Origin of the sequence: Nostoc sp. CMAA1605 (assembly GCF_021596505.1) — a bacterium.
GTDB lineage: Bacteria > Cyanobacteriota > Cyanobacteriia > Cyanobacteriales > Nostocaceae > Trichormus.
In genome coordinates this window covers 14,599-40,360 of sequence record NZ_PJIZ01000009.1, presented here as the reverse complement: position 1 = coordinate 40,360, position 25,762 = coordinate 14,599, and the positions used below count along the sequence as shown (strand labels likewise).

The window sequence follows — 25,762 nt, the reverse complement described above, 5'->3', positions numbered from 1 at the left end:
GAGGAAGAATAATGATTGTCTAAATAAGAGGCGATCGCATATTTTTAAGTGAGCGATCGCCTCTTATCTATTATCGAACAAATATCAATTCAAATTGCATCTGGATCGATATTTAATTCCCGCAATTTTGCGGCTAACCGTGCTACTTGTTGTTGTGCTTGTTCAGCTTGTTGTTGTGCCTGTTCAGCTTGTTGTTGTGCTTGTTCAGCCGTTTCTTCAGGTGTGGGAACTAGTTCTCCATCTTGCGTAAAAAACCGCAATAGACCATCATAAACTCCCAAATACAACCCTAACTGATGACTCCATAAATATCCTTGTGCATTTGCTTGTAGAGGGTGATATTCTCCATCTACTAAATGAAATCCTGCAAACTCTAATGTATGGGGGTCGAACCAAAAATAATCAGGGGTACGGAAGGTATCTTGATATATTTCTTTTTTTAACCCTTTGTCTGTTTTTGCTGTTGAGTCCGAGAGAATTTCTAAGATAACATTGGGATATTTACCTTCTTCTTCCCAAACCACCCAACTCTTTCGGGTTTTGCGTTCAGTTCCCAACACCACAAAAAAATCTGGGCCTCGGAAATATTCTGATTTTTTCTGGCGGGGACTGTAGTAAATTGTCAGGTTTCCCACCGCATAAAAATCATTTCTATCTCGCCATAACCATTCGAGACATTGTAAAAGTAGGATGATTTGTCTTAGATGTAGTTCTGTTTCCAAGGGAGGCTCATCACTATATAAGTCACCAGGGGGAAATATGACATCTTGCGAGATGTCTGCTTGCAATTCTAATTCTTGGGCAATGGTCATAGAATCAATACTGCATCAATTATTTCTGCATTCATTTTATCATTGAGAATATTGCAATAAATGAAGGGATTGAAAAAGGTGATCTGAATTCTTACACCCATGATCAGAGGAGCGACTTCTTTAAGAAGTCGCTCCTCTGTTTTGACTATGGTTCAATTAAAGATTTTTCAGACTGGCGATATTGAGCTATTAATCTGCGTCTTTTGAAGGCGGGATAAAGCAACATACTTATCAAGGGCAATCCTGTTCCTGCTAGTGCTAATAGAATGTAGGGATTGAAAAAGTTAATTATACAAATAATTCCGAAGCTTGTTCCTAATATTGCTGTAAGGAAAGACAGCAATATATCAATCCATTTATTATAGAGGTATCTAGGATTTGTATGATCGTAGTGTCTATCTTTGCCAACAATACTAGCCCATAATACAGCCCAAAATATAAATAGAATCCAAATTCCAATTCCAATGCCAATTCCAATTTTAATTCCAATTCCAATGCCAATTCCAATGCTATTGTAACTACTTAATAATGCCTGAACAGAACCGAGTGGTAGCCCAAGAACAGTTCCAATCGCAGTTATAATCAGTGTTCTTGGTATTCCCTGGAAATCAAGGAAATAGAGTATGCAATCAATTATCGCCCCAATGGTCATCCCTACCAAACCACCAATTACTGCACCAAACATAGCAGCTATAATTGCCTCCTTGACTGCCGATAAACCGACAACAGTTATAAACCAAGTCATAGATGCTGATGCAATAATACAAATTAGCAACACACCAACAAGCCAAGCATAAGGTATTGCTAGCTTTTCAATGGGTAAAGTAGCAGTTTGCACCTTCACTGTTAAAGTGTGATTCTCTGGGTAAGCATTACTGTGCAGTATTAGTTGACGTTTATACTGCTTATCTGCCATTAATTTACTCGTATCTACCTGAACCTGACAGCGAGTATGATTCCCTTTAAACTCAGCAGGTGTCACCAAAATCCAAGCATGGGAATCTGGTGTATGTGGTGGATCATGAGGATGGGGTGCAACTTCCCATCTACCTTGTAATAAAGTCTCTGGAATTGTATTTTCAACTGTGAAGCTTTGCGTTAGCTTTTCTCCTAATCGGTTAGCTTTAAATTTCAGCACTGTTTCACTGAAATCAACTCCTGGTACGCGCATCACATCCAGTGCTTGGAGTGCTGCTAAAGCTGCTTGTGCATTAGCAAAGCGTTTGTCCTGTTCTGGTTGTACCATGTTTTCCAACCAACTCAGAAACCGTAGACTTAATTTAGGTAGAAGATGACTAAATTTAATTAAATATGGATTATTGCGATCGCACAACTCCCTTATTTCTGGTGACTTGATTTGTGTCAACAAGCAAATCAAAGTTGTACCCAAAGCATACAAATCCGTAGCTTTTGTTGGTTTAAACATTTGTTCTGGTGGAATAAAACCGGGAGTACCCTTAAATACACTACTCCCCGCAACTTCCCCGCTATCTATACGCGCAAAGCCAAAGTCAATTAAATAAACGTTGAGTGCTTCATCTACCAAAATATTTTCCGGTTTAATATCCCGATGAATAACTGGCGGTTGTAGATTTTGCAGATATACGAGAATTTTTAAAGCATTAATAGCAATTTGTTTGATTTCTGCTGGTGTAAATTTCCGAGCTTCTGCCAAAGATGGCGCGTTAATATATTCTTGCACCAAACAAAAACCATCGGATGTGGCGAAAGAACCCATGTATTTGGGAATACCAGGATGAGCAAGTCCTTGTAGTATCTGAATTTCCCGTTGATGCGCCTCAAACCCAGACCAACTAGAACCAAATTGAGCAAAGCAAAACTGCTTTAATACTACTTGTTGTGTTGTCTTTACATCTGATGCTAGCCAAGTAATCCTTCCTCCTTCTCGGTTGCGTCCCAATTCTTGCAAAATTTGATAGCCATGTTGATCGAAATCAGGATAGATAGTCATAATTCCAGCACGATAAGTGTAATAGGGTAGGTTTGTTGTGTATTGCGTAAATACACTTAAGCTAGTAAAGGCGGTTGCATTTGAATCACATTGTTGACAATGTTGATGATCCACCAAGACGCAAAAAAGTAAGTTTAGACTTCTCTTCCTACATTTTCGAGATGTTTTTGTGTTACACTGTAGTCCGTACTCAAACCTCCAGTGAAATAGCTGCAATGAAGTAGTAACTAATTACTGTTGCTTATCGCCAACAAGCGTCAAAAACTAATCAACACGACATAATTTGACAAGTTACTTCACAATAATCATGAGCTAACAAGATTTTTTGCCGTTCGTAGTAAGGACTTTAGTCCTGATTTTGCAGATGACTAAAGTCCTTACTACAAACTTGATGCAATTCTAGATTCAGTCGCATGGTAAGTTTTTGCGGCTCGGTTTTTTGTTCGTATTATCTGCCCGTGATTACTTGCACAAACGGGTGGAAGCTTGCATATTGAGGTTTGATCAGAATGCAGAAAAAATCAATATTATTAGCTGAGAATTTAGCTTATGAACTCAGCTTAGAGAGGACTTTGTTTGCAGGTATTCATCTCAGCATTGAACAAGGTCAACGCATTGCTTTAGTTGGTAAAAATGGTGTTGGTAAGTCTACTCTCCTCAAAATCATGGCTGGTCAAATTTATCCCAGCTTAGGTTCAGTAGTAAGAAGTGGTTCTATATATTATTTGCCCCAAATCAGCACTATTAAACCAGAAATCAACAAAGATACAGTCCTAGATTTCTTAAGTTATATCGCTGATGAATGGTGGATAATTACGGAAATTATCCAGACACAATTACACACAGCTATTGATTTGAATTTACCCATCAATAATTTGAGTGGTGGTGAATTGACGAAGCTCTTTTTAGCCATTGGTTTATCTCAACAGCCAGATTTACTCTTGCTGGATGAACCGACAAATCATCTAGACTTACACACTTTAGAAAGCTTAAGACAGTTTCTTTTAGATTTTTCTGGTGCGTTTGTGATTGTCTCCCACAAACCATTTTTCTTAGATCAAGTAACAGATGTAACTTGGGAACTTACACCTATTGGTTTAAAAGTCTATGGCGGAAATTTTTCGTATTATCGGGAGCAAAAACAAATAGAATTAGATGCAGCAGTGCGATCGCACGAAGTAGCCAGAAAAGAACTCAAGCGTGTCCAAACTGCGGCGATGCAAGAACAGCAACGCGCGGCGCAGGCTCAACGCAATGGGAGAAATAAGTTTTTAAGTGGTAGTGTTGATAGAATGTCAGCTGGACTGATTAAAACCAAAGCTGAATCCTCTACTGGGAATACGAAAAAGAAACATGATTTAGCTGTAGCAAAAGCTACCCAAAACTTTGTTGATACTAAGGTCAAGACTTCAAAAGTTACCAGTATTCAGCTAGAAGAGAAAAGCCACAAGCACAAAAATCTGATCAATATCGAGGGTGCAAATCTTTGGGTATCGGAACGGTTGCTGATTCAAAATATTCAACTGCACATATCATCTGGTGATCGCTTTTCTATTATCGGTGCAAATGGCTCTGGTAAATCTAGTCTAGTCAAAGCAATTCTAGAACCGGAAGCAGCAACAGCAGTTTTTCAGTCTGGTGAGGTTTCCCTAGCAATGGGAATGAAAGCTGTATATCTCGACCAAACATATCAAATAGTCAATCGACAACAGACGATTTTAGAAAATATGCAGACTGCTAACCCTAGTCTGAACTATCAGCAATTACGTCAGCAACTAGGACATTTCTTGTTTAAATATGATGATGTCAATAAATCTGCTTCTGTGTTGAGTGGAGGTGAATTAGCGAGGTTGGCGATCGCAATTATCAGTATCTCAGAAATTGACCTCTTAATTCTGGATGAACCAACCAATAATTTAGATATTGAAACTGTCGAACAAATGATTTCAGCTATCAATGAATATCACGGTGCGCTTTGGGTAATTTCCCACGATATCGATTTTCTCAGTCAGATTAATATTACTCACAGTTTCCTACTGCAAAACCAAACATTACACAGGACAGTTTCTCTACCTAGTACACCAGAACAATATTATCAAGAATTACTGTCTAATTCTTGAGCAATGGTCATAGAATCAATGACACCATTAGTATAGGTTCTGAGTTTATCTTAACAATCATGTGATTGGCTAATGAGCGATCGCCTCTCATACAAATTTTGGATTTTGGATTTTGGATTTTGGATTTTGGATTGAAAATCCCAATTCAGTATCACTCAATGTAATCAATCACCCACAGAAGTCGCTGACTTTAATCCCCAATCCCCAATCCCCAATCCCCAGTCCCCAGTCCCCAATCCCCAGTCCCCAGTCCCCAATCCCCAATCCCCAGTCCCCAATCCCCAAATTAACCAACAGCAAACGCTCAGAGAGAAGCCGTAAAGCATACGGGCAAGTTATAATCTTCTTGCGGACGAGCGTAACAAAAATTTATGAGTAATCCACTTGTACAAGCCTTTTTTGTTGGTAGAGCCTTAGCTGAGGTCGTTAATGAACGCCTAGAAGTTGCCTTTACCGACGCTTTGAGTGAAATCGGTAAATTCGATGCTGAAGCCAGAGAACAACTACGCCAATTTACAGAAGAAGTAATTGAACGTGCCAATCGTGCGGCGGCGGCTGCTGAAACTGGTCAAACAACTACTGGTACTACCCCAAGTGGTACTGATGGCGTTGACTTGCAAGCCACAATTGATGAACTGCGTGCCGAAATTGCCTTACTGCGAAATGAGTTACAACGTTATCGCAGCAGTTCTGTCTAAATTAATCATTAGTCAAGAATTATTGACAACTAAACTTTTCGTGACAACTGTTTAGAAATCAGAGTGTCTTTTCTTCCAGGTGATTCAGTAACAAAACAACGGTACGCACAACCTATGGAAAATAGCTATTCAGACAAAGCATACCGTTGGAATCGGGAAAACTACTCTAGTAAGCGGCGATTCGTGGACATTTGGGGTTTTGTCTTGACCCTCATGTTCAAAATTTGGCGGTACAACAAAGCTTGGAGTTATCCTGGCGGTGTGACGGAAGCGAAACAAGCAGCACGGCGAAAAGCTCAGGCTATTTGGATTCGCAACACCCTGCTAGATTTAGGGCCTACCTTTATTAAAGTCGGTCAGTTATTTTCCACTCGTGCTGACATATTCCCTGGTGAATATGTCGAAGAGTTGGCAAAACTCCAAGATAGGGTACCCGCTTTTAGCTACGAGCAAGTAGAAAAAATTGTTGAGCAAGAACTAGGTAAAAAAATTCCTGAACTTTTTCAAAGTTTTGAACCGATTCCTTTAGCAGCTGCTAGTTTAGGGCAGGTACACAAAGCTGTACTCCATAGCGGTGAAGCAGTTGTTGTCAAGGTGCAGCGTCCAGGATTAAAAACATTATTTGAGATTGATTTACAAATTCTCAAGGGTATTGCTCGTTATTTCCAAAACCATCCTAAATGGGGACGGGGACGGGATTGGATGGGTATTTACGAAGAATGTTGTCGCATTCTGTGGGAGGAAATTGATTACCTCAATGAAGGTAGAAATGCTGATGCTTTTCGGCGGAACTTTCGCGGTTACGACTGGGTAAAGGTGCCGAAGGTCTATTGGCGTTACACTTCCCCAAGGGTGGTAACTTTGGAGTATTTACCTGGAATTAAAATTAGCCAATATGAAGCTTTAGAAGCCGCAGGTATAGACAGAAAATCTGTCGCGCGTCAAGGCGCACAAGCGTATTTGATGCAACTACTCAATGATGGCTTTTTCCATGCTGATCCCCACCCTGGTAACATTGCTGTCAGTCCTGATGGTGCGCTGATTTTCTACGACTTTGGCATGATGGGGCGAATTAAATCCAATGTCCGGGAAGGACTGATGGAAACCCTATTCGGTATTGCCCAAAAAGATGGCGATCGCGTCGTCCAGTCTCTCGTAAATTTAGGTGCGATCGCTCCCGTAGATGACATGGGGCCAGTGCGGCGTTCTGTGCAGTATATGCTAGATAACTTCATGGATAAGCCCTTTGAAGCTCAATCTGTGTCCGCGATCAGTGATGATTTATACGAAATAGCATATAATCAGCCATTTAGATTCCCAGCAACTTTTACTTTCGTGATGCGGGCTTTTTCCACCCTCGAAGGCGTAGGCAAAGGCTTAGATCCAGAGTTTAACTTTATGGAAGTTGCCCAACCATACGCAATGCAGCTTATGACCAACATGAATGGTGCAGATAGCAATAGTTTCTTGAATGAATTAAGCCGCCAGGCTGTGCAAGTTAGTACCACCGCATTTGGATTACCACGTAGATTAGAAGATACATTAGAAAAACTAGAGCGCGGAGATATGCGCCTGCGGGTACGCTCCATAGAAACAGAGCGACTTTTACGGCGGCAAAGTAGTATTCAACTAGGGATGAGCTATGCTTTGATAATCAGTGGATTTACCCTTTCAGCCACAATCTTATTAGTTAATCATTATGTATGGTTAGCACTGCTGGCTGGTTTAATTGCCGCAGCAGTCTCGGTAATACTGATCCGACTGCTTCTCCGCCTCGACCGTTATGACCGTATGTATTAATTGGTGCAGTGAAACGCTATGAAACTTAACTTCACGGGTCTTAGCGATCCGGGACTTGTTCGTTCTAACAATCAGGATCATTACCACATCGACCAAGAAGGGCGATTTTTTATTGTTGCTGATGGTATGGGTGGCCATGCAGGCGGGGAAGAAGCAAGTCGTATCGCTACGAAGGAAATTCAAGAATATTTAACTAGCAATTGGGACTCGCCTGAACCATCTACCCGTTTGTTAGAGCAGTCCTTATGGCAAGCTAATGAGGCGATTCTTCAGGATCAGCAAAATCATCCTGAACGGGCTGACATGGGTACAACTGTAGTAGTCGTCATCTTTCGGGACGCGCCTTGGTACACCCATGTTGGGGATTCTCGGCTGTATCGTCTCCGGGAATCTCAACTAGAACAAGTGACAGAGGATCATACCTGGGTAGCTAGAGCCATCAAAGTGGGCGATATCACCGCCGATGAAGCGCGTATTCATCCCTTTCGTCATGTACTATCCCGTTGTTTGGGTAGAGAAGACCTACACCAAGTTGATGTGCAACCATTGGACGTGAAACCAAGCGATCGCTTGCTACTATGCAGTGATGGTCTCACCGAAGAACTGGTTGATGAAAAAATAGCGGATTGCCTCCACGATATCAGCGATTTAGATAAAGCTGCCAAATCTCTAGTAGAAGCCGCTAAAGAACAAGGTGGACACGATAATATTACTGTCGTGATTGTAGCAAGTAGTTGAAGGTGACAGGTGACAGGTGACAGGTGACAGGTAGCAAGTAATAACTCTTTTACTCACTACTCACCACTCACCACTCATTACTCATTACTCATTACTCAGCACGGGCTAAACGCCCCGCTTCCGCTAACAGCACTCATTACTCAGCACTTTTTGAAGATTTCCAGACTTTTGCAGTACATATACTCAGCATTTTGTTCAGTCTGAGCATTTTTCCTATTTACAACTTGATACAAATACTCTTAGCCAGCAAACTGTCTTGATTGGAGACCGAAATTACACAATTTAGTTGATTGACATGTTGCACATCATAATGTAAGCAGCATATAATGCGATCTTAATACCCTTCATTTTTTTACTGCTGCAAAAATCTGCCCTTGAGGCATATTTATTGCTCAAAAATAGGAAATGCAAGGGTAAATTACTACCTATAGCGATTGTTCTCAAATCTGCAAATGCAGACTTGAGTTATATTTCCGTAGGTTCTTATCCCAAAAAACCAAAGCAGAAATTTATCCTCTAAGGATATGGGCAAACTTTTAAATAGTTGTTATCTTTCTTAATACAGAGAATTGATAGCAAATGCAAAGCTAGCCCTATATTTATAGGGGTTCTGTTAACTAAACCCAAATTTTCGCGTTGTCTTTTAGGAGTTTATTATGAGCCAACCCATCCAACTTTCCTTGGAACAACAATTCAGCATCCGTTCTTTTGCCACTCAAGTACAAAACATGAGCCATGATCAGGCTAAAGACTTCTTAGTCAAGCTTTATGAACAAATGATTGTACGTGAAGCAACATACCAAGAACTCCTCAAGCATCAGTGGGGACTAGATTCTGGTTCCACTCTGGCATAGAAGTAGGTTTTTGTGTCGCAGTGGGCGACCTCCTTCTCTTGCTCAGTTCCAGGGAGGAAAAGAGCTGGGGATGCTGGGGCGTCAACTTTAAACTCAGCTAACTCAAATAGCTAACTCAAAGACCCAAAGCACGTTGTTCAAAATCGGCACATATTATTTTTTCCTGGTTCTTTGCTTACTGCATAAAGTTTCGGCTGACTTGTCAAGCCAAAAAACCATATTTTCGTAAACACACTCTGTAGCTAGATTACCTATTTAACTTTACCTATCTAAAACTACATTGCTCATGTAACAGGCGAAGTACCAAACTTACTTACATTTAACTAAGCACTCGCTTGTTTGGTATCCAGCACTGAGGATTATTATATTGATTCCCAATACCAGTTACAACTAAGATATATATATTCTTTATAAAAGTTTACATATTTTGATATAAGTGAGATTAAATTTGTAGAAACTCACTCTAGCCAGAGATATCAAATGCAGAATCAGTATCAATTGTGTCTAACTTGGCTAAAATCTGAGGTTTAATCTTTTCATATTCTTGTTTAAGCAGATTTTTGCTAATTTGGGGATCAGTTACGGACACAAAGCTTTTCGCGGACATCATCCACTGTTGTAGCCTTTGACATTGAGCAGAGGCAATACTAGCAACTAGAACATGAGAACAGCTATTTGGTGATTCTCGTGCAAATAATAGCAGACGATAGTAACCTGTTTTGACCATTAAGTTAACCATGTCTTGACCCAGATTGGTTTTGAGGTCAAGGTAGTAAGGCAACCATTTCGCCCCATATTTACGGTTATAGAGAACGGTAATCCATAACATCATAGGATGGGGAGCAGTAATGAACAGAAATTGATTGTAACGGCTACAAACTAGACGCTGCATAATTTCCCGTTGTGGTAACATCACCCACAAAGCTGGTACTACCTCATGATTGATAGAGACAGGTTGAGGAAAAACAATGTCAGCTATGGGTTTATTTTTGGGCCAAGAAGTGGAGAAAGTAATTTCATTCTTAATGGGGGCTAATTGTAAAGGACTATTGCTGTTGGTTTTCTGTTCAGTTGTCGTTTTTGACGTGACAGTTTTGTTGTGAGATTGAGTAGGTGGTTCAGGTTCTGGTGGAGTGGCGAGGCGTGCATTTTGATGCTGTTCGATGGACTCTAAAGATTGGAGTATTTCACCGATATTTTGTGGACGATCCTTGACAATTTTGGCTAAACAACTCATTACTAAATTTTCTAATTCTTTAGGAATGAGCAAATTAGGTGCAACTTGAGCAAAAGTGCGTGGTGCGAGATGGTGATGTGCTTTATACCATGCGCCAAAGGAATGACTTGATGCGATCACAGGCATTTTGCCTGTTAACATTTCAAACATCATCACACCCAAACTATAAATATCCGAACGATTATCAAGTTCTTTACCTTCCATTTGTTCGGGAGACGAATAGGCGAGTGTGCCTAAATAATATTTAGTGTGATCACCATTACCTTGTAGTAGTTTAGCTATGCCAAAATCTAAAATTTTTACTAACTCTCCAAAACTAGCGTCTTGAATCACCAGAACATTGCTAGGTTTAATATCACGATGAATGATTGGGTAGATCGCACCATCTACCGGAATACCATCATGAGCGCATTTTAACCCCAGACAAATTTGACGCGTCATGCTCAAAAAGCGAGGTAAAGTTAGATGCTGTTGGCGAATAATTTGGTTGAGGCTTTGTCCTTGTAGATATTCCATAACATAGTAAGGAGTGTTATGTTCATCTACGCCATAATCCATAACTCTGACAACATGAATACTTTTTTGTCCTAATAAAGCACAGGTTTTCGCTTCTCGCTCAAATCTGTCTTGTAGTCGCATCTTTTCGTTGTGCATTGACAACGAAAGAAACTTTACAGCAATGGGTACGCCTCCCAACAAAACATCCTTAGCACGATATACTCTACCCATTGCGCCAGTACCAATTAGTTCTTGTAATTGGTAGCGTTTACCAAGAAAACGGCCAATGTTGGGGTCTGACATAGAAATTTCGACTCCAATTTTTAACAATTGTGGATAACACCAGACTCATAATCAATTCAAAATTCACACATACCCTGTGGGAAGATTTGCACCTATAAGATTTAAAGTTAAGAAGGCTTGATTTTACAAGACTTTGAGGGCGTTAATCTATGGCTAAATTTTGATAACTGGTATGAGTGCTGGGTTGTAAAGTGTAATCTAATCACGAAATGGGTAGATGTATCCTAACTGGGTTTTGATGTAGTGTTAGTTTGCCCAGTTTTAATCAGCTAGATAACTCTAACAACTAAAACTCAGACATTAAATCAGTGTTGTGTAATTATATTGAATAAAAAAACAACTTTTTATACGATGATGCTAGTTAGCTAAGGATTCGTGGGTTGGAGTTCTAATTTAGCTTCCATTGTATTGATGAGAAAATGACCAGCCATAATCCCACTGCTGAGATAGTATGTACTCTCAGAAAGGCGATGTATGGTTTCAAAGCCACTGCGACGCTGCCGATCGCTAATCGCCCAATAACGCTGTACAATTCCCTCTAGTCCGATCCAGCCTTCACCTTCTACCTGACCGAGTACACTGTGCTGGAGTAAAAAAGTATATTGACGTTCTCCATCATGCAAACGCCCCTTGTATTGTAAAGATATGTCAGGGCGATCGCTACCGGGAAAGATCAATTTGGTCGCCATTGTAAACCAATTATCTCGATTCCATGCTACCAAAGTCATACCCTTAATACTGATGGGCATTCCATCCCGTTCTAACCAACTACCTTGAATGAGCCAGCGTCCTGGTTCTAATAAAAAAGAGTGAGCCACCTGTGTTTTCCTTGTGTTAATTGAGTAGTCCTCAGATTACAAAGATATATTTGGATTTTTCAAAACGTCAGGTGGAAAATAGGGATAATATCAATTTTGGATTTTGGATTTGGGATTTTGGATTAAAAGCCTAGATTCTTAGCCTATTCCAGAATCTCGACACAATACTACCTATCCCAATTCGGTATAATATCAGTCCAAAATGTAAAATTCACGCATACCTTACGTGTTCGTGTAGCGTCTTCCAAAGAAGAACTGCACCTACAAAATTCAAATTTAGGCTGACTGTCGGCTTGGGGGTTGATGAACCTCTCCTAATGGGACTTCGTAGGGTGCGCCTGTAGCAGTCGGTAAGTTACCGGGGAGATGTAATTGTTTCCAGTAGGCTAAGACAGCAAAAGCGATCGCTTCTTTAAAATTGGCATTCAAACCGACATCATCAGTGGTTAAAACTGGTATATCTCCCAATAATACTTGTAATCTCTGCCGTAAATAAAAATTTCGACTACCGCCGCCACATAAAAAGACGCGGTTGGGCATTTCTGGTAAAAAGGTACGATAACTATGAGCAATGGAAGCGGCTGTGAGTTCTGTGAGTGTTGCTAACATATCAGCCGGAGTCAGTTGATATGGTTGAGCATCTTGGAAACATTGATTTAGGTAATCTACACCAAATAACTCTCGCCCAGTGGATTTGGGGGGATGAAGATGGAAATATTCTTGAGTTAGCCATTGTTCCACTAGGGGATAGCAGGGATGACCACTAGCAGCCCATGCACCACCATCATCGTAGGTTTTAGCCCCATCTGTTAATCGCTCTACTGCTAAATCAAGCAAACTATTACCGGGGCCTGTATCCCAACCACGAATTTTCTGTAACCAATCATGGTGACGGGGAGGAATATACGCAACGTTACCAATTCCCCCCACATTTTGAATGCAACGCCCTTCTTGGGGATGACTGAGTAAAAAAGCATCAACTCTGGGTACTAGGGGCGCACCGTGGCCACCAATAGCAATATCAGCAACACGAAAATTGCTCACAGTAGTGATGTTTGTGAGGTGAGCAATTAAATCACCGCGTCCGAGTTGTAGAGTATACCCCAGTCTCTTGTTCTCAGGCGGTCTATGATATACAGTTTGACCGTGAGAACCGATTAAAGTCGCTGGCTGGTGGCTTTGTTGAATATTTTGGGCTGCTTGGGCAAAATTTTTAGCGATCGCATCATCTAACTCTGCTAATTCTGCCATTGAAATAGCTGCACCGGCACAAACTGCCAAGATTTTTTCTCTCAGTTCTCTGGGGTAGGGATAGGTTTCTCCTGCTAGTAACTCAAATTGCAAATCTAAATCTGTACCAGAAATTTCTACTAAAGCGGCATCTATACCATCTACAGATGTACCACTGATGAGACCAATCACTCGCTGAGGTGCAGTAGTTTCCATAAAGAACCACAAGATAAAATACTGAGACTGTGGACTCGGTGCTGATTGAACCAGTTACCCTGTGCCATCGTGTAGTAGTTTAGTTGATGCTATTGCCCATGTCAAAAAGCAGGTTGGCAAGAATTTTTATTTGTTCTTCATTTTATTGCTATCTAAAACACAAGACTTTAATCACTGCTGGGGATTTCATCGGGACTTTACAATTGTCTCCAAAATGAAGATTAATTTCATATTATTTTTAAGTAATCACACTATTCTATTTTTTTGACTTAGGTATAATAAATTACAAAAATAGAAGTTTGAGAAATTGCAGAAAATTTAGTAATTGCATCCTGTGTTTTGCTGAGTTTTAGTCACAGAATTGACTTAACAAACACCAGTGATGGAAAACAAAAGAAATGTCCTTCAAAAAACTCGCTTGTCTCGCTGCTCTTTCTGCTTCTGCGATCGCTTCTATTGCATATGCAGGTTCTGCTCAAGCTATTAGCTTTAAGATTACCACAGGTGTTAACGGCCCCAACGGTGTAACTAATCAAGGTGCTTATTCTGACTTTTGGCAAGATCCTACTGTCACCACCATTGATTTTAACAACGGTGTAGCACCTACTACTGGTTTTGCTAAGTACTCATTTCAAAAAAATGATGGTAGCAGCAGCGTTCGCTCTGATACCTGGGCCCCAGCAGGTGCAGCAGGTCAAGTCAATAATTCTAAATATTTAGCAGTTTTCCAAGGTAACGCGGTTACGATTAATCTTGCTAGCACTTTGAATTATTTCGGTATTGACTGGGGTGCGATTAGCCCAGGTAACGTCTTCTCTTTCTACAAAGACAACACATTGATTAAATCATTCACCACCGCAGATGTTAATCCTGTTGCACCTATTAAAGCCTCTCAGCATGGTGGTGAAGGGAATGGTTATCTTCACTTTTACTCAGATAGCTTACTAGATAACTTCAACAAGATTGTGATCACTCAAACAGGTGGCGGTGGTTTTGAAAGTGATAACCACTCTTTCAATGCTGGAACTGGTAGATTTACAGGCTTTGATCCTAAAACTACTCCTGAACCCGGCATGATCTTGGGAATGCTGGCTGTTGGTGGTATGTTCGTGAACCAACGTCGTAAACAAAAGCTACAAGATGCTAAATAATCTGCACTTGAGTTGGGTAAAATGAGGCTCAGACTTTGACTGAGAGATTCGTTAATTCACCATAATTATTTATCTCTCCATGATACGGTTGATGTATCTGGAGATAATTTTTATTTTTACGGATAGGTATTGGGGACTAGGAATTTTAGATTTTAGATTTTAGATTTTAGATTGAATCCAATCCAAAAGACGCTCCTGCGTCGCTAACGCTACGCTATCATCAATCCAAAATCCAAAATTGAAAGGCTGGGGATTGGGAAAGAAACACCAATCCCCATAAATCTTGCCCTAATTATTGTTTCTTTTGGCGGGTAATATCTTGTAGGTCGAGGTTGTAATTCAACCTTAAAATATTAACTCCTGGTTCACCAAAAATTCCGAGAAATCTGCCTTCGGTGTATTGATTAATCAGAGGTAGAATCTCATCTTCTTGAATATCACGTGCGCGGGCTACTCTTTCTACTTGTTGTCTAGCAGCATTAATCGAAATATGGGGATCTAATCCAGAACCAGAGGTATAAATTAAATCAGCTATGGGTTGAATATTTTCGTCTCGGAGTTCATTGGCTTTTTCGACGATGCGGCTGATTAATTCTGGATTTCCTGGAGCGAGATTGCTAGCACCAGAGATACCTGTGGGCTTGGCTCTTCTTCCTTGAGAGTATCTGACGGCACTAGGACGACCGTGAAAGTATTTATCAGAAGCAAATACCTGACCAATTAATTCTGAGCCGATAGCTTGAGCCTCAAGATTTTGTCTGATGCTACCGTTAGCTTGAAAGGGAAATAAACCTTGACCAATAACTAAAATAGCGAGGGGATAAATAATACCTGTGACTAACCATAAAACCAGGGTAATCCGAATTATTTTGATGATTTCTCGAATAAAAGGCATATATAGGGATTAGGGATTAGGGATTGGGGATTGGGATTAATCTAAGATGCTGTAATTACTGCTGAATTTTCAGGGCAAAGATTCACTTTGTTATAGTTAATTTTCTTATTCATACTTTCTGACTGTATAACCGCCTAACCAAATAAAAATTATTTTTTCTTTTACCTTGTGAAGTTTGAATTTCGCCTTTTTAAGCTAGCCCTACTAAAGTAATCACTACATCTAGTAGTTTAATGGCGATAAATGGGGCAATTACTCCACCTAAGCCATAAATTAATATATTGCGTTGCAAGAGTTGATTAGCTGTCAAAGGTCTAAATTTGACACCTGTTAGAGCTAAGGGAATTAAAGCAGGAATGATCAAGGCGTTATAAATTAGGGCTGATAGAATCGCTGATTTAGTGCTAGTTAAATTCATCACATTGAGGCTTTGCAAATTAGCTCCCGCAAAGATGACAGGGAGAATGGCAAAGTATTTAGCAATATCATTGGCAATGGAAAAGGTGGTTAATGCTCCCCGTGTAATGAGCAGTTGTTTACCAATACTGACGATATCAATTAATTTGGTGGGGTCGGAGTCCAAATCTACCATGTTGGCGGCTTCTTTGGCGGCTTGTGTACCTGTATTCATAGCTACACCGACATTAGCTTGAGCTAGGGCTGGTGCGTCGTTCGTACCGTCCCCTGTCATGGCGACGAGTTTACCTTTGGCTTGTTCTCGTTGAATGACGTTGATTTTATCTTCTGGTGTGGCTTCAGCAATATATTCATCTACCCCTGCTTCTTGGGCTATGACGGAGGCGGTGATGTGGTTATCACCTGTGAGCATGATGGTACGTACACCCATGCGGCGTAACTGGTCAAAGCGATCGCGGATACCTGGTTTTACAATATCTTTGAGATAGACCACGCCATAAATTTCACCATCTAAGCACACTGCTAAAGGTGTCCCTCCCTGCTGGGAAACTCTTTCATAAGCAGTATCTAGTTCTGGGGAAATTTGACCGTTGCGAGAACGGACAAAGCCTTTAATCGCTCCTACTGCACCTTTACGCGCTTCTCTTCCCCCTGGTAAGTTCGTCCCACTCATGCGGGTTTTCGCGGAAAATTCTACTCCTTGGGCTTGGTTGAAGTCGAAGTCAAATCTGGCACCCAATTTTTCAGCTAGGCGAACAATAGATTTACCTTCGGGGGTGTCATCAAAAACGCTAGTTACCCAGGCGACACTAGCTATTTCCTCCATTGTGTGATTGTTAATGGGGATAAACTCTTCCGCCAAGCGATTTCCTAAAGTAATTGTGCCGGTTTTATCGAGGACTAGGGTATTAATATCACCGCAAGCTTCCACAGCTTTACCTGATGTGGCGATGACGTTAAATTGGGCGACTCTATCCATCCCAGCGATCCCAATGGCACTGAGTAAACCACCAATGGTGGTAGGAATTAAAGCGACAAATAAGGCGACTAAAATCGGCACACTCACGGGACTATCGGCATAGTAAGCAAAGGCGGGTAAGGTAGCGATGACGAATAAAAACACCAAACTCAAAACAGCTAGTAATACTGTCAGAGCGATTTCATTGGGGGTTTTGCTGCGTTCTGCCCCTTCTACTAGGGCAATCATGCGGTCAATAAAGCCTTTACCTGGGTCGGCAGTAACGCGGACAATTAATTCATCAGAAAGGATACGAGTCCCCCCAGTTACGGAACTGGCGATATCTGAGCCGGATTCTTTGAGGACTGGTGCAGATTCCCCAGTAATGGCAGACTCATCTACAGAAGCCACCCCCATCATTACTTCCCCATCGACGGGAATGATATCTCCAGCTACTAGATAAATCGTGTCCCCTTGTCTGAGGCTAGTAGATGGAACTTCGCTAATTGTGCCATCGGGGGAGAGTTTTTTGGCTGGGGTTTCGGATTTTGTGGAGCGCAAAGCATCAGCTTGAGCTTTCCCACGCCCTTCCGCTATGGCTTCAGCGAAGTTAGCAAACCAAACTGTAAAGAATAAGATCCCCGTTAAGATGCCGTTAAAGAGTTGGGGGTTTTGTAGTTGGGTTTGTCCAAATAGATTGGGATCAATGGTGCTAGCCAAGGTGATGAGGGTTCCCACCCAAACCAAAAACATCACCGGATTTCGGATAGCGGATTTGGGATTGAGCTTAATAAAAGCATCCGCAATGGCTCTAAGGTAAATCCCTCTAGTTTTAACTTTGCCTTTCTTGCGGGCTTGACGACGAGATTTAGTTTTAGGGGTAGGTGCAGCTGGAATCATAATCAGGGATTGGGGATTGGGGATTGGGTATGGGGCATGGGGCATGGGGCATTGGCGAAAATTCTACCTTGTCTACCTTGTCTCCCCTGCCCCCCTGCCTGTCTTTTAACTGCCGGATGCAAGTTTAATGCCTTCGGCGATGGGGCCTAGTGCTAAGACTGGGAAGAATGTTAACACTCCTAAAATCAAGACGATGCCGGCTGTAACTGTTGTAAATATTAAGGAGTCTGTTTTGAGTGTGCCAGGGGTTTCGGGTACTGTTTGTTTGCGAGACATACTATCGGCTAATAGTAAGACGGCAACTATGGGAATATATCTGCCGGCGACGATGCTGACGCTGGTGGTTAAGTTCCACCATAGGGTGTTATCGGCGAGTCCTTCTAAGCCAGAACCGTTGTTAGCACTGGCTGAGGCGTATTCGTACACTACTTGGGAAATGCCATGAAAACCGGTGTTGGTGATGCCGGAGAGGGTGAAGGGATAGGCGAGGGCGATCGCACTGGGAATTAGGACTAAGATGGGATGAATTAGTAAAATGACGCTGGCGAGGACGATTTCGCGTTTTTCGATTTTGCGCCCAAAAATTTCTGGGGTACGTCCCACCATTAAGCCCGTTAAAAAGACGGTGAGAATGAGATAAATAAAGAGATATGTTGTACCTGTGCCTTGTCCACCCCAGATAATTTGCAGGAATAAGCTAAATAATGTCACTAATATTCCTGATGGCATGAGAGAATCGTGCATTCCGTTGACTGCACCTGTCATGGTGGTGGTGGTTGTGACTGCCCATAGGGCTGTCTGTGCTGCACCAAATCTGACTTCTTTTCCTTCTAAGTTGGGTTGTTCTACACCCAAGGCGTTGTTCACTAGGGGATTGCCTTGTAGTTCGCCACCGACGGCTACCCAAATCAAGATGACAAATACAATAAATATCATCCAAAACAGTAGCCAGGCCTGTTTCATGTTTTTGGCAAATATGCCATAGGCATAAATCATGGCGGCGGGGATCGCCAGCATAGCGATGAGTTCAATGAAATTTGAGGCTCCGTTGGGATTTTCAAAGGGATGGGCGGAGTTAGCAGTAAAGAAACCACCACCGTTTTCACCCAACATTTTGATCATTTCCCAGGAAGCTACAGGGCCTCTGGCGATGTATTGCGTTCCCCCTTCTAGGGTGGTGACAGTTACAGGTGGAGCTATTGTTTGTGGTACACCTGAGCGTACTAAGGCGATCGCACCAATCACGGACAGAGGCAATAATATTCTGGTAATGGCACGGATGAGATCAACGTAAAAGTTGCCTAATGTTTTACCCGTGAGTCCCCGAATGAAAGCGATACTCACCGCTATTCCTGTACCTGCTGAGGTAAACATCAAAAATCCTAAAGCAGCAACTTGGGAAAAGTAACTCAGGGTTGTTTCTGGTGTATAGTGTTGCTGGTCAGTATTAGTGACAAATGAAACTACTGTATGTAGTAAAATATCCCAGTTGGGTGCGGCGAAGCCATTGGGATTCCAAGGCAATAATCTTTGATAATATATAAGTAAGTATACGAAAATACCCATGCACAGGTTAGTGTAGAGAATGGCTCTAGCGTACTGCCAACCAGTCATTTCATCTTTGGGGCGAATACCTGTAATCACGTAGAAACTGCGTTCTATCGGATTCATTAACCTATCTAATAATGTCCTTTCACCAAGAAACACACGGGCTATGTATCTTCCTAACAGGGGTGTGATTGCTATCACAATACATAGCGTTAAGCCAATTTGTAATAAACTTTGTCCCATTTATTTTGTACTCAATTTTCGGCTACTACTGTTTAGCTAATTCTTAAAGATAAAAAATAACTTACCTATTGACGGTGGTGTGAGCAATTTGGCAATCTTTCACACCATTAAGAGGAAGGCAAAAGTAAAAAGAAAGAACGCTTATTTTGTAAGCTTTCTGTCTATTGATGTCATTTGGTACTAGTTCATTTAGCTGTATTTACGGTTTGCTGTCTTGATAATTTTCTACCTGATGTGTAAAGTTTGCATCAAGAACAATTAAATTTTAGGGCAGGGGTAATCAATTCAAAATTCAAAATACCCTACGGGTAGACTTACGCCATCGTAAGAGAAGCAAGCTACAAAATTCAAAATTAAATGCCCTATGCCCCATGCCCCATGCCCAATTCCCAATGCCCCATGCCCAATTACATGATATTTAAGGGATCTACATCTATTGTCAAGCTAACGCTATCACAACAGAGCGATCGCACTGCATCCCAGTCTGGTAATTGTGGCAGGGTTTCTGACTCAAATTTCAGCAATATCTGCCATCGGTAACGGTTGGCGACTCGCATCACACTAGCTGGTGCTGGCCCTAATATTTCAAATTCCTCATTGGTACTTAAAGCTGTAGCAATAATTTGGGCTGTATTTTGTACTTGGATGGGGTCAAGACTACTCAAGCGTAATAAAATTAACCTGCCTGTGGGCGGATAATTGAGGGCTTGTCTTTGTTCTAATTCAGTCTGTACGAAGGAGTGATAATCGTGATTTCTCACTCCTTCGATAACTGGATGTTCTGGGGTATAAGTTTGCATAATGACTCTACCAGGATCATCACCTCTGCCTGCACGTCCGGCTACTTGGGTGAGGGTTTGAAAGGCGCGTTCATTGGCGCGATAATCTGACAAATGCAGTAAGCCGTCAGCCGCCACTACTCCCACGAGTGTGACTTGGGGTAAGTCTAACCCTTTGGTAAGCATTTGTGTACCTACTAGTAAATTTGCTTCGCCGTTGGCAAATTTAGTGAGTAAGGTACGATGCGCGCCTTTGTTGCGGGTGGTATCGCTATCAAAGCGGATATAGGTTAATTCTGGAAACTCTCGGCTTAATTCTTGGGCGACTCGCTGAGTCCCGCTACCAAAAAATTTCAGGTAAGGGGACATACATTCAGGGCAGTTTTGGGGATGCGATCGCACATAATTACAATAATGACAGCGCAGTAGTTGGGGCGCGCCGACTTCGGTTTGATGATAAGACAAGGAAACATCACAGTGGGGACATTCCAAGACATAACCACAGCTACGACAAGAGACAAAGGTGCTGTGTCCCCGACGATGGATAAATAAAATCCCCTGTTGCTTTTTCTCTTGTAGCTGTATTAAAGCTTGTTGCAGTGATCTACTAAATATAGACCGATTCCCGTCTTGCAGTTCTTGCCGCATATCCACGATTTCTATCGGTGGTAAGGGGCGGGAATTAATGCGTTCGGGGAGGGAGAGGTAATAACTGGGAATTGGGCATTGGGCATTGGGAATTGGGCATTGGGCATTGGGGAAAAACTCTCCCCCTGCCCCCTGCCCCCTGCCCTCTACCTCTTGCCCTGCCACATTCACCCAAGTCTCCAATGAGGGTGTCGCGGAACCCAGAAGTAGGGGACAGTTTTCTAATTCGGCGCGCCACTGGGCGACTGTGCGGGCGTGGTAGGTGGGAATGGGGGTGTCTTGTTTAAAACTGGAGTCGTGTTCTTCGTCGAGGATGATTAACCCTATGTTGGGTAAGGGGGCGAAGATGGCACTACGTGTGCCGATGATGATTTGGGGATCGCCTGTGAGCATTTGTCGCCAGGTGTCGTAGCGTTCGCCTTCGGATAGTGCGCTGTGATAGACGCTGATTTTATTACCAAAGCGGGCGCGAAATCTATCTGTGAGTTGGGGTGTGAGTCCAATTTCTGGGACTAAAACTAAGGCTGATTTACCTTGGGCAATGATGGGAGCGATCGCTTGTAAATATACTTCTGTTTTTCCCGAACCTGTAATGCCATGCAACAATATTTGATGAAATCCATCTAACTTTTGAATGTTTTCTAAAGCATGAGCTTGGGCTGAATTTAATAATTTCGGTTTGTCTAAATCAATGGCTTGACCTTGTTCTGTACGTAATATTTCTCGTTCTTCTATGGCTATGTAACCTTTCTGCTCTATTGTCTTGAGAATAGAAGCACTAGCATTAGTTATTTGCAGTAATTCACTTTGCCATAATTCACCACCACGTCTGCGTAATACTTCGATAATTTCTCTTTGACGTGTGGTTAAATCTCTCTCTATGGCATCTATTAATATGACTGCTTTTTGTCTTTTTGGTTTTGTGGTGCGGGGCGGTTCTAAGTAACTTTCTACTAAGCCCATTCGCAATAACTCCCGCACTCCCCGATAAGCAGATTTGACTTTTTGTTGTAAATACGCGAAACTATAGTCCCCTGCTGTTTGATTTTGCAAAAGATGCAGAATTTGCTGTGCTGTCGGACTTAAAAAAGTGGTTACGGTTGATAACTCTTTTTGGGTCATGATTAACCGGATACGACGTTGCGATCGCCCTAATAATCCTGGTGGTAAAGCTACTCGTATCACTTGTATGAGAGGCGTATAGTAATATGATGCAACTCTATTTAACAATTCCCAATAAGCACTACTAAAAAAGCCAGAACTAACTACATCTTCTACTGCTCGAATTTTCTCTGCTGGTAAGTCAATGCTGGGCTGACTCAACAGCCGCACAGCTATTCCTCCTACTTGTTGTGCGCCAAAAGGTACACTTAATATGTCTCCTGGTTGTATTTCTAATTGTGGAGGTAAACGGTAAGTAAATAGTCCTGAATTGCCTGGAAAGTCTACCAAAACCTCAACGTAGCGATTCCCATTTGTCGATGATTTATAAATTTCTGTATCCTCATTAACCACTAAATTCTGTGATTTCACGTTAGTAATATACATAGCAACTCAATTCTCAAGATAAATATACTGCTGCATCTAAACTTAGTCGGCAAAATCTGCCAAAATCTCTAAATTTAAAATTTTTCCTCCTGTGGAAGTAAATTGTATTTCACAATACTTTTATCACTTATAATACTTGATAAGTTTCCTCTTATGTAATCCACTAGACAAATTGATTTCACCCATGCGTGCAATAAATATTTGAGTCTACCATCATCAATCAAACTATCTTCCTGAAGTTTTCTGAAAGTAGTTATCCATTTACTAAATAGGGTATAGGCTTTTTCACTCTCTTGATAGATATTCAATCCTTTATGTATATGAGATGCTTTTATACAAACATTTTTTTTGGAATAGTAAATTGCCTGATTATTAACATTAATAATTTTTATAAACACTTGATCACTCCAGTCCGATAAATAGACAAATTCCTTTCACAAATCTCAACCAATTAACTCAAAAATTTACAAAACCACCTGTCTGGTTTTAGATTCTGGGAGATGCCACCATATTTGATCTACGTGTTGAGTATGAAAAAAATAGAAAGGATTTGACAGATTTAAGAATTAGCCAAACAATAAACATAATATCTGTTGTGACTGGAAAAATAAAATTTGGGTGCCAAAACCAATATTGTAGAGAAGTTTAAGTTATTGGCAAGTAATAATTGTCAAGCAAAAAGCAATTTCAACTTCTATAAGTTAATTCAAACAAATTGAACAGGTGCATTCTTGCTTAGGGAAACTGTCAATTATTAGTAGCGAACAGATGCCATTAAATTATGTACCAAACCAAGCAACAATCCATCCAGGAAAACATGAATATTGCTGAATTGGGAACGATGGAAATACTGGAACATGAAGAAGAATCTTTCGACAGTTTAGAAATAGTGATAGAAGAAGCCCCTCATGTAGATCATTTAGAAACAGATGAACGTGATGGGGATCAAATGGCTGCGGCTCGTCCTTCTGGGTATAACAAAACCGAGCATGATGATGCTGTTGGGGCATTTTTTAAGGAAATGGCACGTTATCCACTACTCAAACCTGATGAAGAGGTAGAGTTAGCAAAACGCGTCAGATTTTTAGAAGATGTCAAAGATTTACAAGAGGCTTTGCAAGCAGAACTCGGAAAGCAACCAACTAAAGCTCAAATCGCAGCCCGCTTAGAAGTCACAGAAAAGCAACTAGAAAATCGCTTATATCAAGGTAGAGTAGCCAAGCGCAAAATGATTCGCTCTAACTTGAGATTAGTAGTGTCAATTGCCAAAAGATATTTAAATCGTGGAGTGCCTTTTCTAGATTTAATTCAGGAAGGGGCGATGGGTTTAAACCGCGCCACAGAAAAATTTGATCCCGATAAAGGATATAAGTTTTCTACCTACGCTTATTGGTGGATCAGACAGGCAATTACCAGAGCGATCGCAAATGATGCCAGAACTATCCGCCTACCCATTCACATTGTCGAAAAACTTAACAAACTCAAAAAAGCCCAAAGAGAACTCAAGCAAAAACTCCGCCGCAACCCCTCAGAAGCAGAAATGGCGGAAGCTTTAGAAGTTAGTGTGCAGCAACTGCGCCAACTGCAACAACTCAGAAGACAAGCCCTATCTCTTAACCATCGTGTCGGTAAAGAAGAAGATACCGAACTGATGGACTTATTAGAAGATGAAGATAACCTGTCTCCTGAAGCCAAAATGAACGAAAACATGATGCGTCAGGAGATTTGGGAAGTTTTAGGCGATGTCCTCACCCCACGGGAAAAAGACGTAATTTCGCTGCGCTATGGCTTGACAACCAGCGAACCCTGCACCCTAGAAGAAGTGGGTAATATGTTTAATCTCTCCCGTGAACGAGTCAGACAAATTCAAAGTAAAGCCATGCGAAAACTACGCCGTCCCCATATAGCGAAACGGCTCAAAGGGTGGTTGGTTTAGGAGGGGTGTAAGGGTGTGAGGGTATAAGTGAGAAGAACTAAAAAACTCTTGACTATGGACTAATGACTATGGACTATGGACTATGGACTAATGACTAATGACTAAGTGACTAATAACTAATGACTAATAATTTAATCGTGCGTTGTGCTGAACCTGATGATAGTCAAGCATTATTTGAGTTAATTCAGGGGTTAGCAGAGTATGAAAAACTCTCTCATGCTGTCACCGGCAACGCTTTGGCTTTACATGAGCATTTATTTGGCTCAAAAAGATATATAGAGGCTCTATTGGCAGAATACTCAGGTAAAGCCGTGGGTTTTGCCTTATTTTTCCATAATTATTCAACCTTTCTCACCAAACCTGGGCTTTATCTCGAAGATTTATTTGTTTTACCGGAGTATCGACGGCAAGGTATCGGTAAAGCACTCCTCATTAAATTGGCTCAAATTGCCGTTGAAAGGGAATGTGGGCGGTTAGAGTGGACTGTTCTCGACTGGAATGAGTCAGCACAGGCATTTTACCGTAGTATGGGCGCGTCAATTTTAGATGACTGGCGCATTTGTAGAGTGACAGAAGAGGCAATTGGCCAGTTAGCAGCTAAAGAATCATGAAGTTTGACAGCCTGTCGTTTGACTCAAGGAATTTAGTCCCCTGACAATTGTAAAGGAAGATATTGGGCTGAATGAGCCTTTGTTGCAGAGAGAACACAAAATGAAGAAAATCTTTTCAATTCTACTGGTAGGCATTGCAATCTTCACTTTTGCCTTCAGTAATTCCGCCTTGGCTGCTGACAGCGCAAATGGAGCAACAATCTTTAATGCTAACTGTGCGGCTTGTCATGCAGGTGGTAAAAATTTAGTGCAAGCTAACAAAACCCTGAAGATAGATGCCTTGAAAGAGTACGGTATGGACTCGGCAGAGGCTATTATCACTCAAGTTACAAATGGTAAAAATGCTATGCCTGCTTTTAAAGGTCGTTTAAACGATGCTCAAATTGAAGATGTAGCAGCTTACGTCCTCGACCAAGCAGATAAATGGTAATCAATTAGGCAGGAATTTTCTCATCTTTTTAAACTGAGAAGTTGTTTCTGCTGACCTGTGCTAACTACGATTTTAATCTACAAGAATCTCTCTATATTAAGATAGAGGGATTCTTTTTTATATCTAAACTGATATCTTAATCCGAACTTTAGTGTAAGAGGATGTTTGAAAAGTCCTTAATAATGTATCAAATCAGTTTAGATCCCCCTAAATCCCCCTTAAAAAGGGGAGCCACTACGTTGGGTGGCTCTGCCGACTTGTAGCAAGTGACGTTCCCACTACAAAACTCTAATGATTTACCTTGTTTTACTTAGTTAAGTTGATTTGCTTCTTCCTATTTACAAACTCAAGACTTAAGTTAGATATTTTCGTCTAATTATTTGATTTTTGATATTAGATTCA

General features: G+C 41.3%; 19 protein-coding genes. 9 read left to right on the top strand and 10 right to left on the bottom strand.

Features of this window, described 5'->3' with window-relative positions; translation table 11 throughout:
* Positions 1-89 precede the first annotated feature (89 nt).
* On the bottom strand, positions 90-812 hold the full coding sequence (locus tag CV014_RS05295; RefSeq protein ID WP_236141070.1) for a Uma2 family endonuclease: 723 nt from the start codon (positions 810-812) through the stop codon (positions 90-92).
* A gap of 145 nt (positions 813-957) precedes the next feature.
* Complete coding sequence (locus tag CV014_RS05290; protein ID WP_236141069.1) at positions 958-2,784, bottom strand: serine/threonine protein kinase; 1,827 nt, start codon at positions 2,782-2,784, stop codon at positions 958-960.
* 509 nt (positions 2,785-3,293) lie between these two features.
* Here CV014_RS05290 and abc-f point away from each other — a divergent pair.
* A complete protein-coding gene (gene abc-f / locus CV014_RS05285) occupies positions 3,294-4,904 on the top strand; it encodes a ribosomal protection-like ABC-F family protein (protein WP_236141068.1) in 1,611 nt (536 codons plus the stop codon).
* 164 nt (positions 4,905-5,068) lie between these two features.
* Here abc-f and CV014_RS05280 read toward each other — a convergent pair whose 3' ends face one another.
* Positions 5,069-5,230: a hypothetical protein gene (locus CV014_RS05280; RefSeq protein WP_236141067.1), complete on the bottom strand. Its 162-nt coding sequence runs from the start codon at positions 5,228-5,230 to the stop codon at positions 5,069-5,071.
* A gap of 45 nt (positions 5,231-5,275) precedes the next feature.
* Here CV014_RS05280 and CV014_RS05275 point away from each other — a divergent pair, with 45 nt between their 5' ends.
* From CV014_RS05275 to CV014_RS05260, 4 genes are all read left to right on the top strand, one after another.
* Complete coding sequence (locus CV014_RS05275) at positions 5,276-5,602, top strand: DUF6825 family protein (RefSeq protein ID WP_236141066.1); 327 nt, start codon at positions 5,276-5,278, stop codon at positions 5,600-5,602.
* A gap of 114 nt (positions 5,603-5,716) precedes the next feature.
* Positions 5,717-7,402: an ABC1 kinase family protein gene (locus tag CV014_RS05270; protein ID WP_236141065.1), complete on the top strand. Its 1,686-nt coding sequence runs from the start codon at positions 5,717-5,719 to the stop codon at positions 7,400-7,402.
* A gap of 18 nt (positions 7,403-7,420) precedes the next feature.
* Positions 7,421-8,140: a Stp1/IreP family PP2C-type Ser/Thr phosphatase gene (locus CV014_RS05265; RefSeq protein ID WP_236141064.1), complete on the top strand. Its 720-nt coding sequence runs from the start codon at positions 7,421-7,423 to the stop codon at positions 8,138-8,140.
* Positions 8,141-8,796: 656 nt separating this feature from the next.
* On the top strand, positions 8,797-8,994 hold the full coding sequence (locus CV014_RS05260) for an NblA/ycf18 family protein (protein WP_103136790.1): 198 nt from the start codon (positions 8,797-8,799) through the stop codon (positions 8,992-8,994).
* 463 nt (positions 8,995-9,457) lie between these two features.
* Here the strand turns inward: CV014_RS05260 and CV014_RS05255 are convergent, their stop codons facing one another.
* The 3 genes from CV014_RS05255 to CV014_RS05245 form a co-directional block, all read right to left on the bottom strand.
* Complete coding sequence (locus tag CV014_RS05255) at positions 9,458-11,032, bottom strand: serine/threonine-protein kinase (protein ID WP_236141063.1); 1,575 nt, start codon at positions 11,030-11,032, stop codon at positions 9,458-9,460.
* A 365-nt stretch (positions 11,033-11,397) separates the two neighbouring features.
* On the bottom strand, positions 11,398-11,850 hold the full coding sequence (locus CV014_RS05250) for a hypothetical protein (RefSeq protein WP_236141062.1): 453 nt from the start codon (positions 11,848-11,850) through the stop codon (positions 11,398-11,400).
* A 276-nt stretch (positions 11,851-12,126) separates the two neighbouring features.
* Complete coding sequence (locus tag CV014_RS05245; RefSeq protein WP_236141061.1) at positions 12,127-13,296, bottom strand: anhydro-N-acetylmuramic acid kinase; 1,170 nt, start codon at positions 13,294-13,296, stop codon at positions 12,127-12,129.
* Positions 13,297-13,694: 398 nt separating this feature from the next.
* On the opposite strand from CV014_RS05245, the gene CV014_RS05240 reads away from it, so the two are divergent.
* Entirely contained in the window at positions 13,695-14,447 is a 753-nt protein-coding gene (locus CV014_RS05240; protein ID WP_236141060.1) for an Npun_F0296 family exosortase-dependent surface protein, read from the top strand.
* A gap of 292 nt (positions 14,448-14,739) precedes the next feature.
* On the opposite strand, the gene kdpC is transcribed toward CV014_RS05240, so the two are convergent.
* The 4 genes from kdpC to priA form a co-directional block, all read right to left on the bottom strand.
* Positions 14,740-15,342, bottom strand: coding sequence for a K(+)-transporting ATPase subunit C (gene kdpC, locus CV014_RS05235; protein WP_236141059.1), 603 nt, complete (start codon positions 15,340-15,342; stop codon positions 14,740-14,742).
* Positions 15,343-15,532: 190 nt separating this feature from the next.
* Positions 15,533-17,617, bottom strand: a complete 2,085-nt coding sequence (kdpB, locus tag CV014_RS05230; RefSeq protein ID WP_236141118.1) for a potassium-transporting ATPase subunit KdpB — start codon at positions 17,615-17,617, stop codon at positions 15,533-15,535.
* A 105-nt stretch (positions 17,618-17,722) separates the two neighbouring features.
* Complete coding sequence (gene kdpA, locus CV014_RS05225; RefSeq protein WP_236141058.1) at positions 17,723-19,408, bottom strand: potassium-transporting ATPase subunit KdpA; 1,686 nt, start codon at positions 19,406-19,408, stop codon at positions 17,723-17,725.
* 407 nt (positions 19,409-19,815) lie between these two features.
* Positions 19,816-22,383, bottom strand: a complete 2,568-nt coding sequence (priA, locus tag CV014_RS05220; protein ID WP_236141057.1) for a primosomal protein N' — start codon at positions 22,381-22,383, stop codon at positions 19,816-19,818.
* Positions 22,384-23,164: 781 nt separating this feature from the next.
* Between priA and CV014_RS05215 the strand changes: the two genes are divergently transcribed.
* The 3 genes from CV014_RS05215 (at position 23,165) to petJ (ending at position 25,360) form a co-directional block, all read left to right on the top strand.
* Positions 23,165-24,319 (top strand): RpoD/SigA family RNA polymerase sigma factor, encoded by a 1,155-nt coding sequence (locus CV014_RS05215; RefSeq protein ID WP_236141056.1) that lies wholly within the window; start codon positions 23,165-23,167, stop codon positions 24,317-24,319.
* A gap of 119 nt (positions 24,320-24,438) precedes the next feature.
* Positions 24,439-24,930: a GNAT family N-acetyltransferase gene (locus CV014_RS05210; RefSeq protein WP_236141055.1), complete on the top strand. Its 492-nt coding sequence runs from the start codon at positions 24,439-24,441 to the stop codon at positions 24,928-24,930.
* A 100-nt stretch (positions 24,931-25,030) separates the two neighbouring features.
* Entirely contained in the window at positions 25,031-25,360 is a 330-nt protein-coding gene (gene petJ / locus CV014_RS05205; RefSeq protein ID WP_236141054.1) for a cytochrome c6 PetJ, read from the top strand.
* Positions 25,361-25,762: the final 402 nt, after the last annotated feature.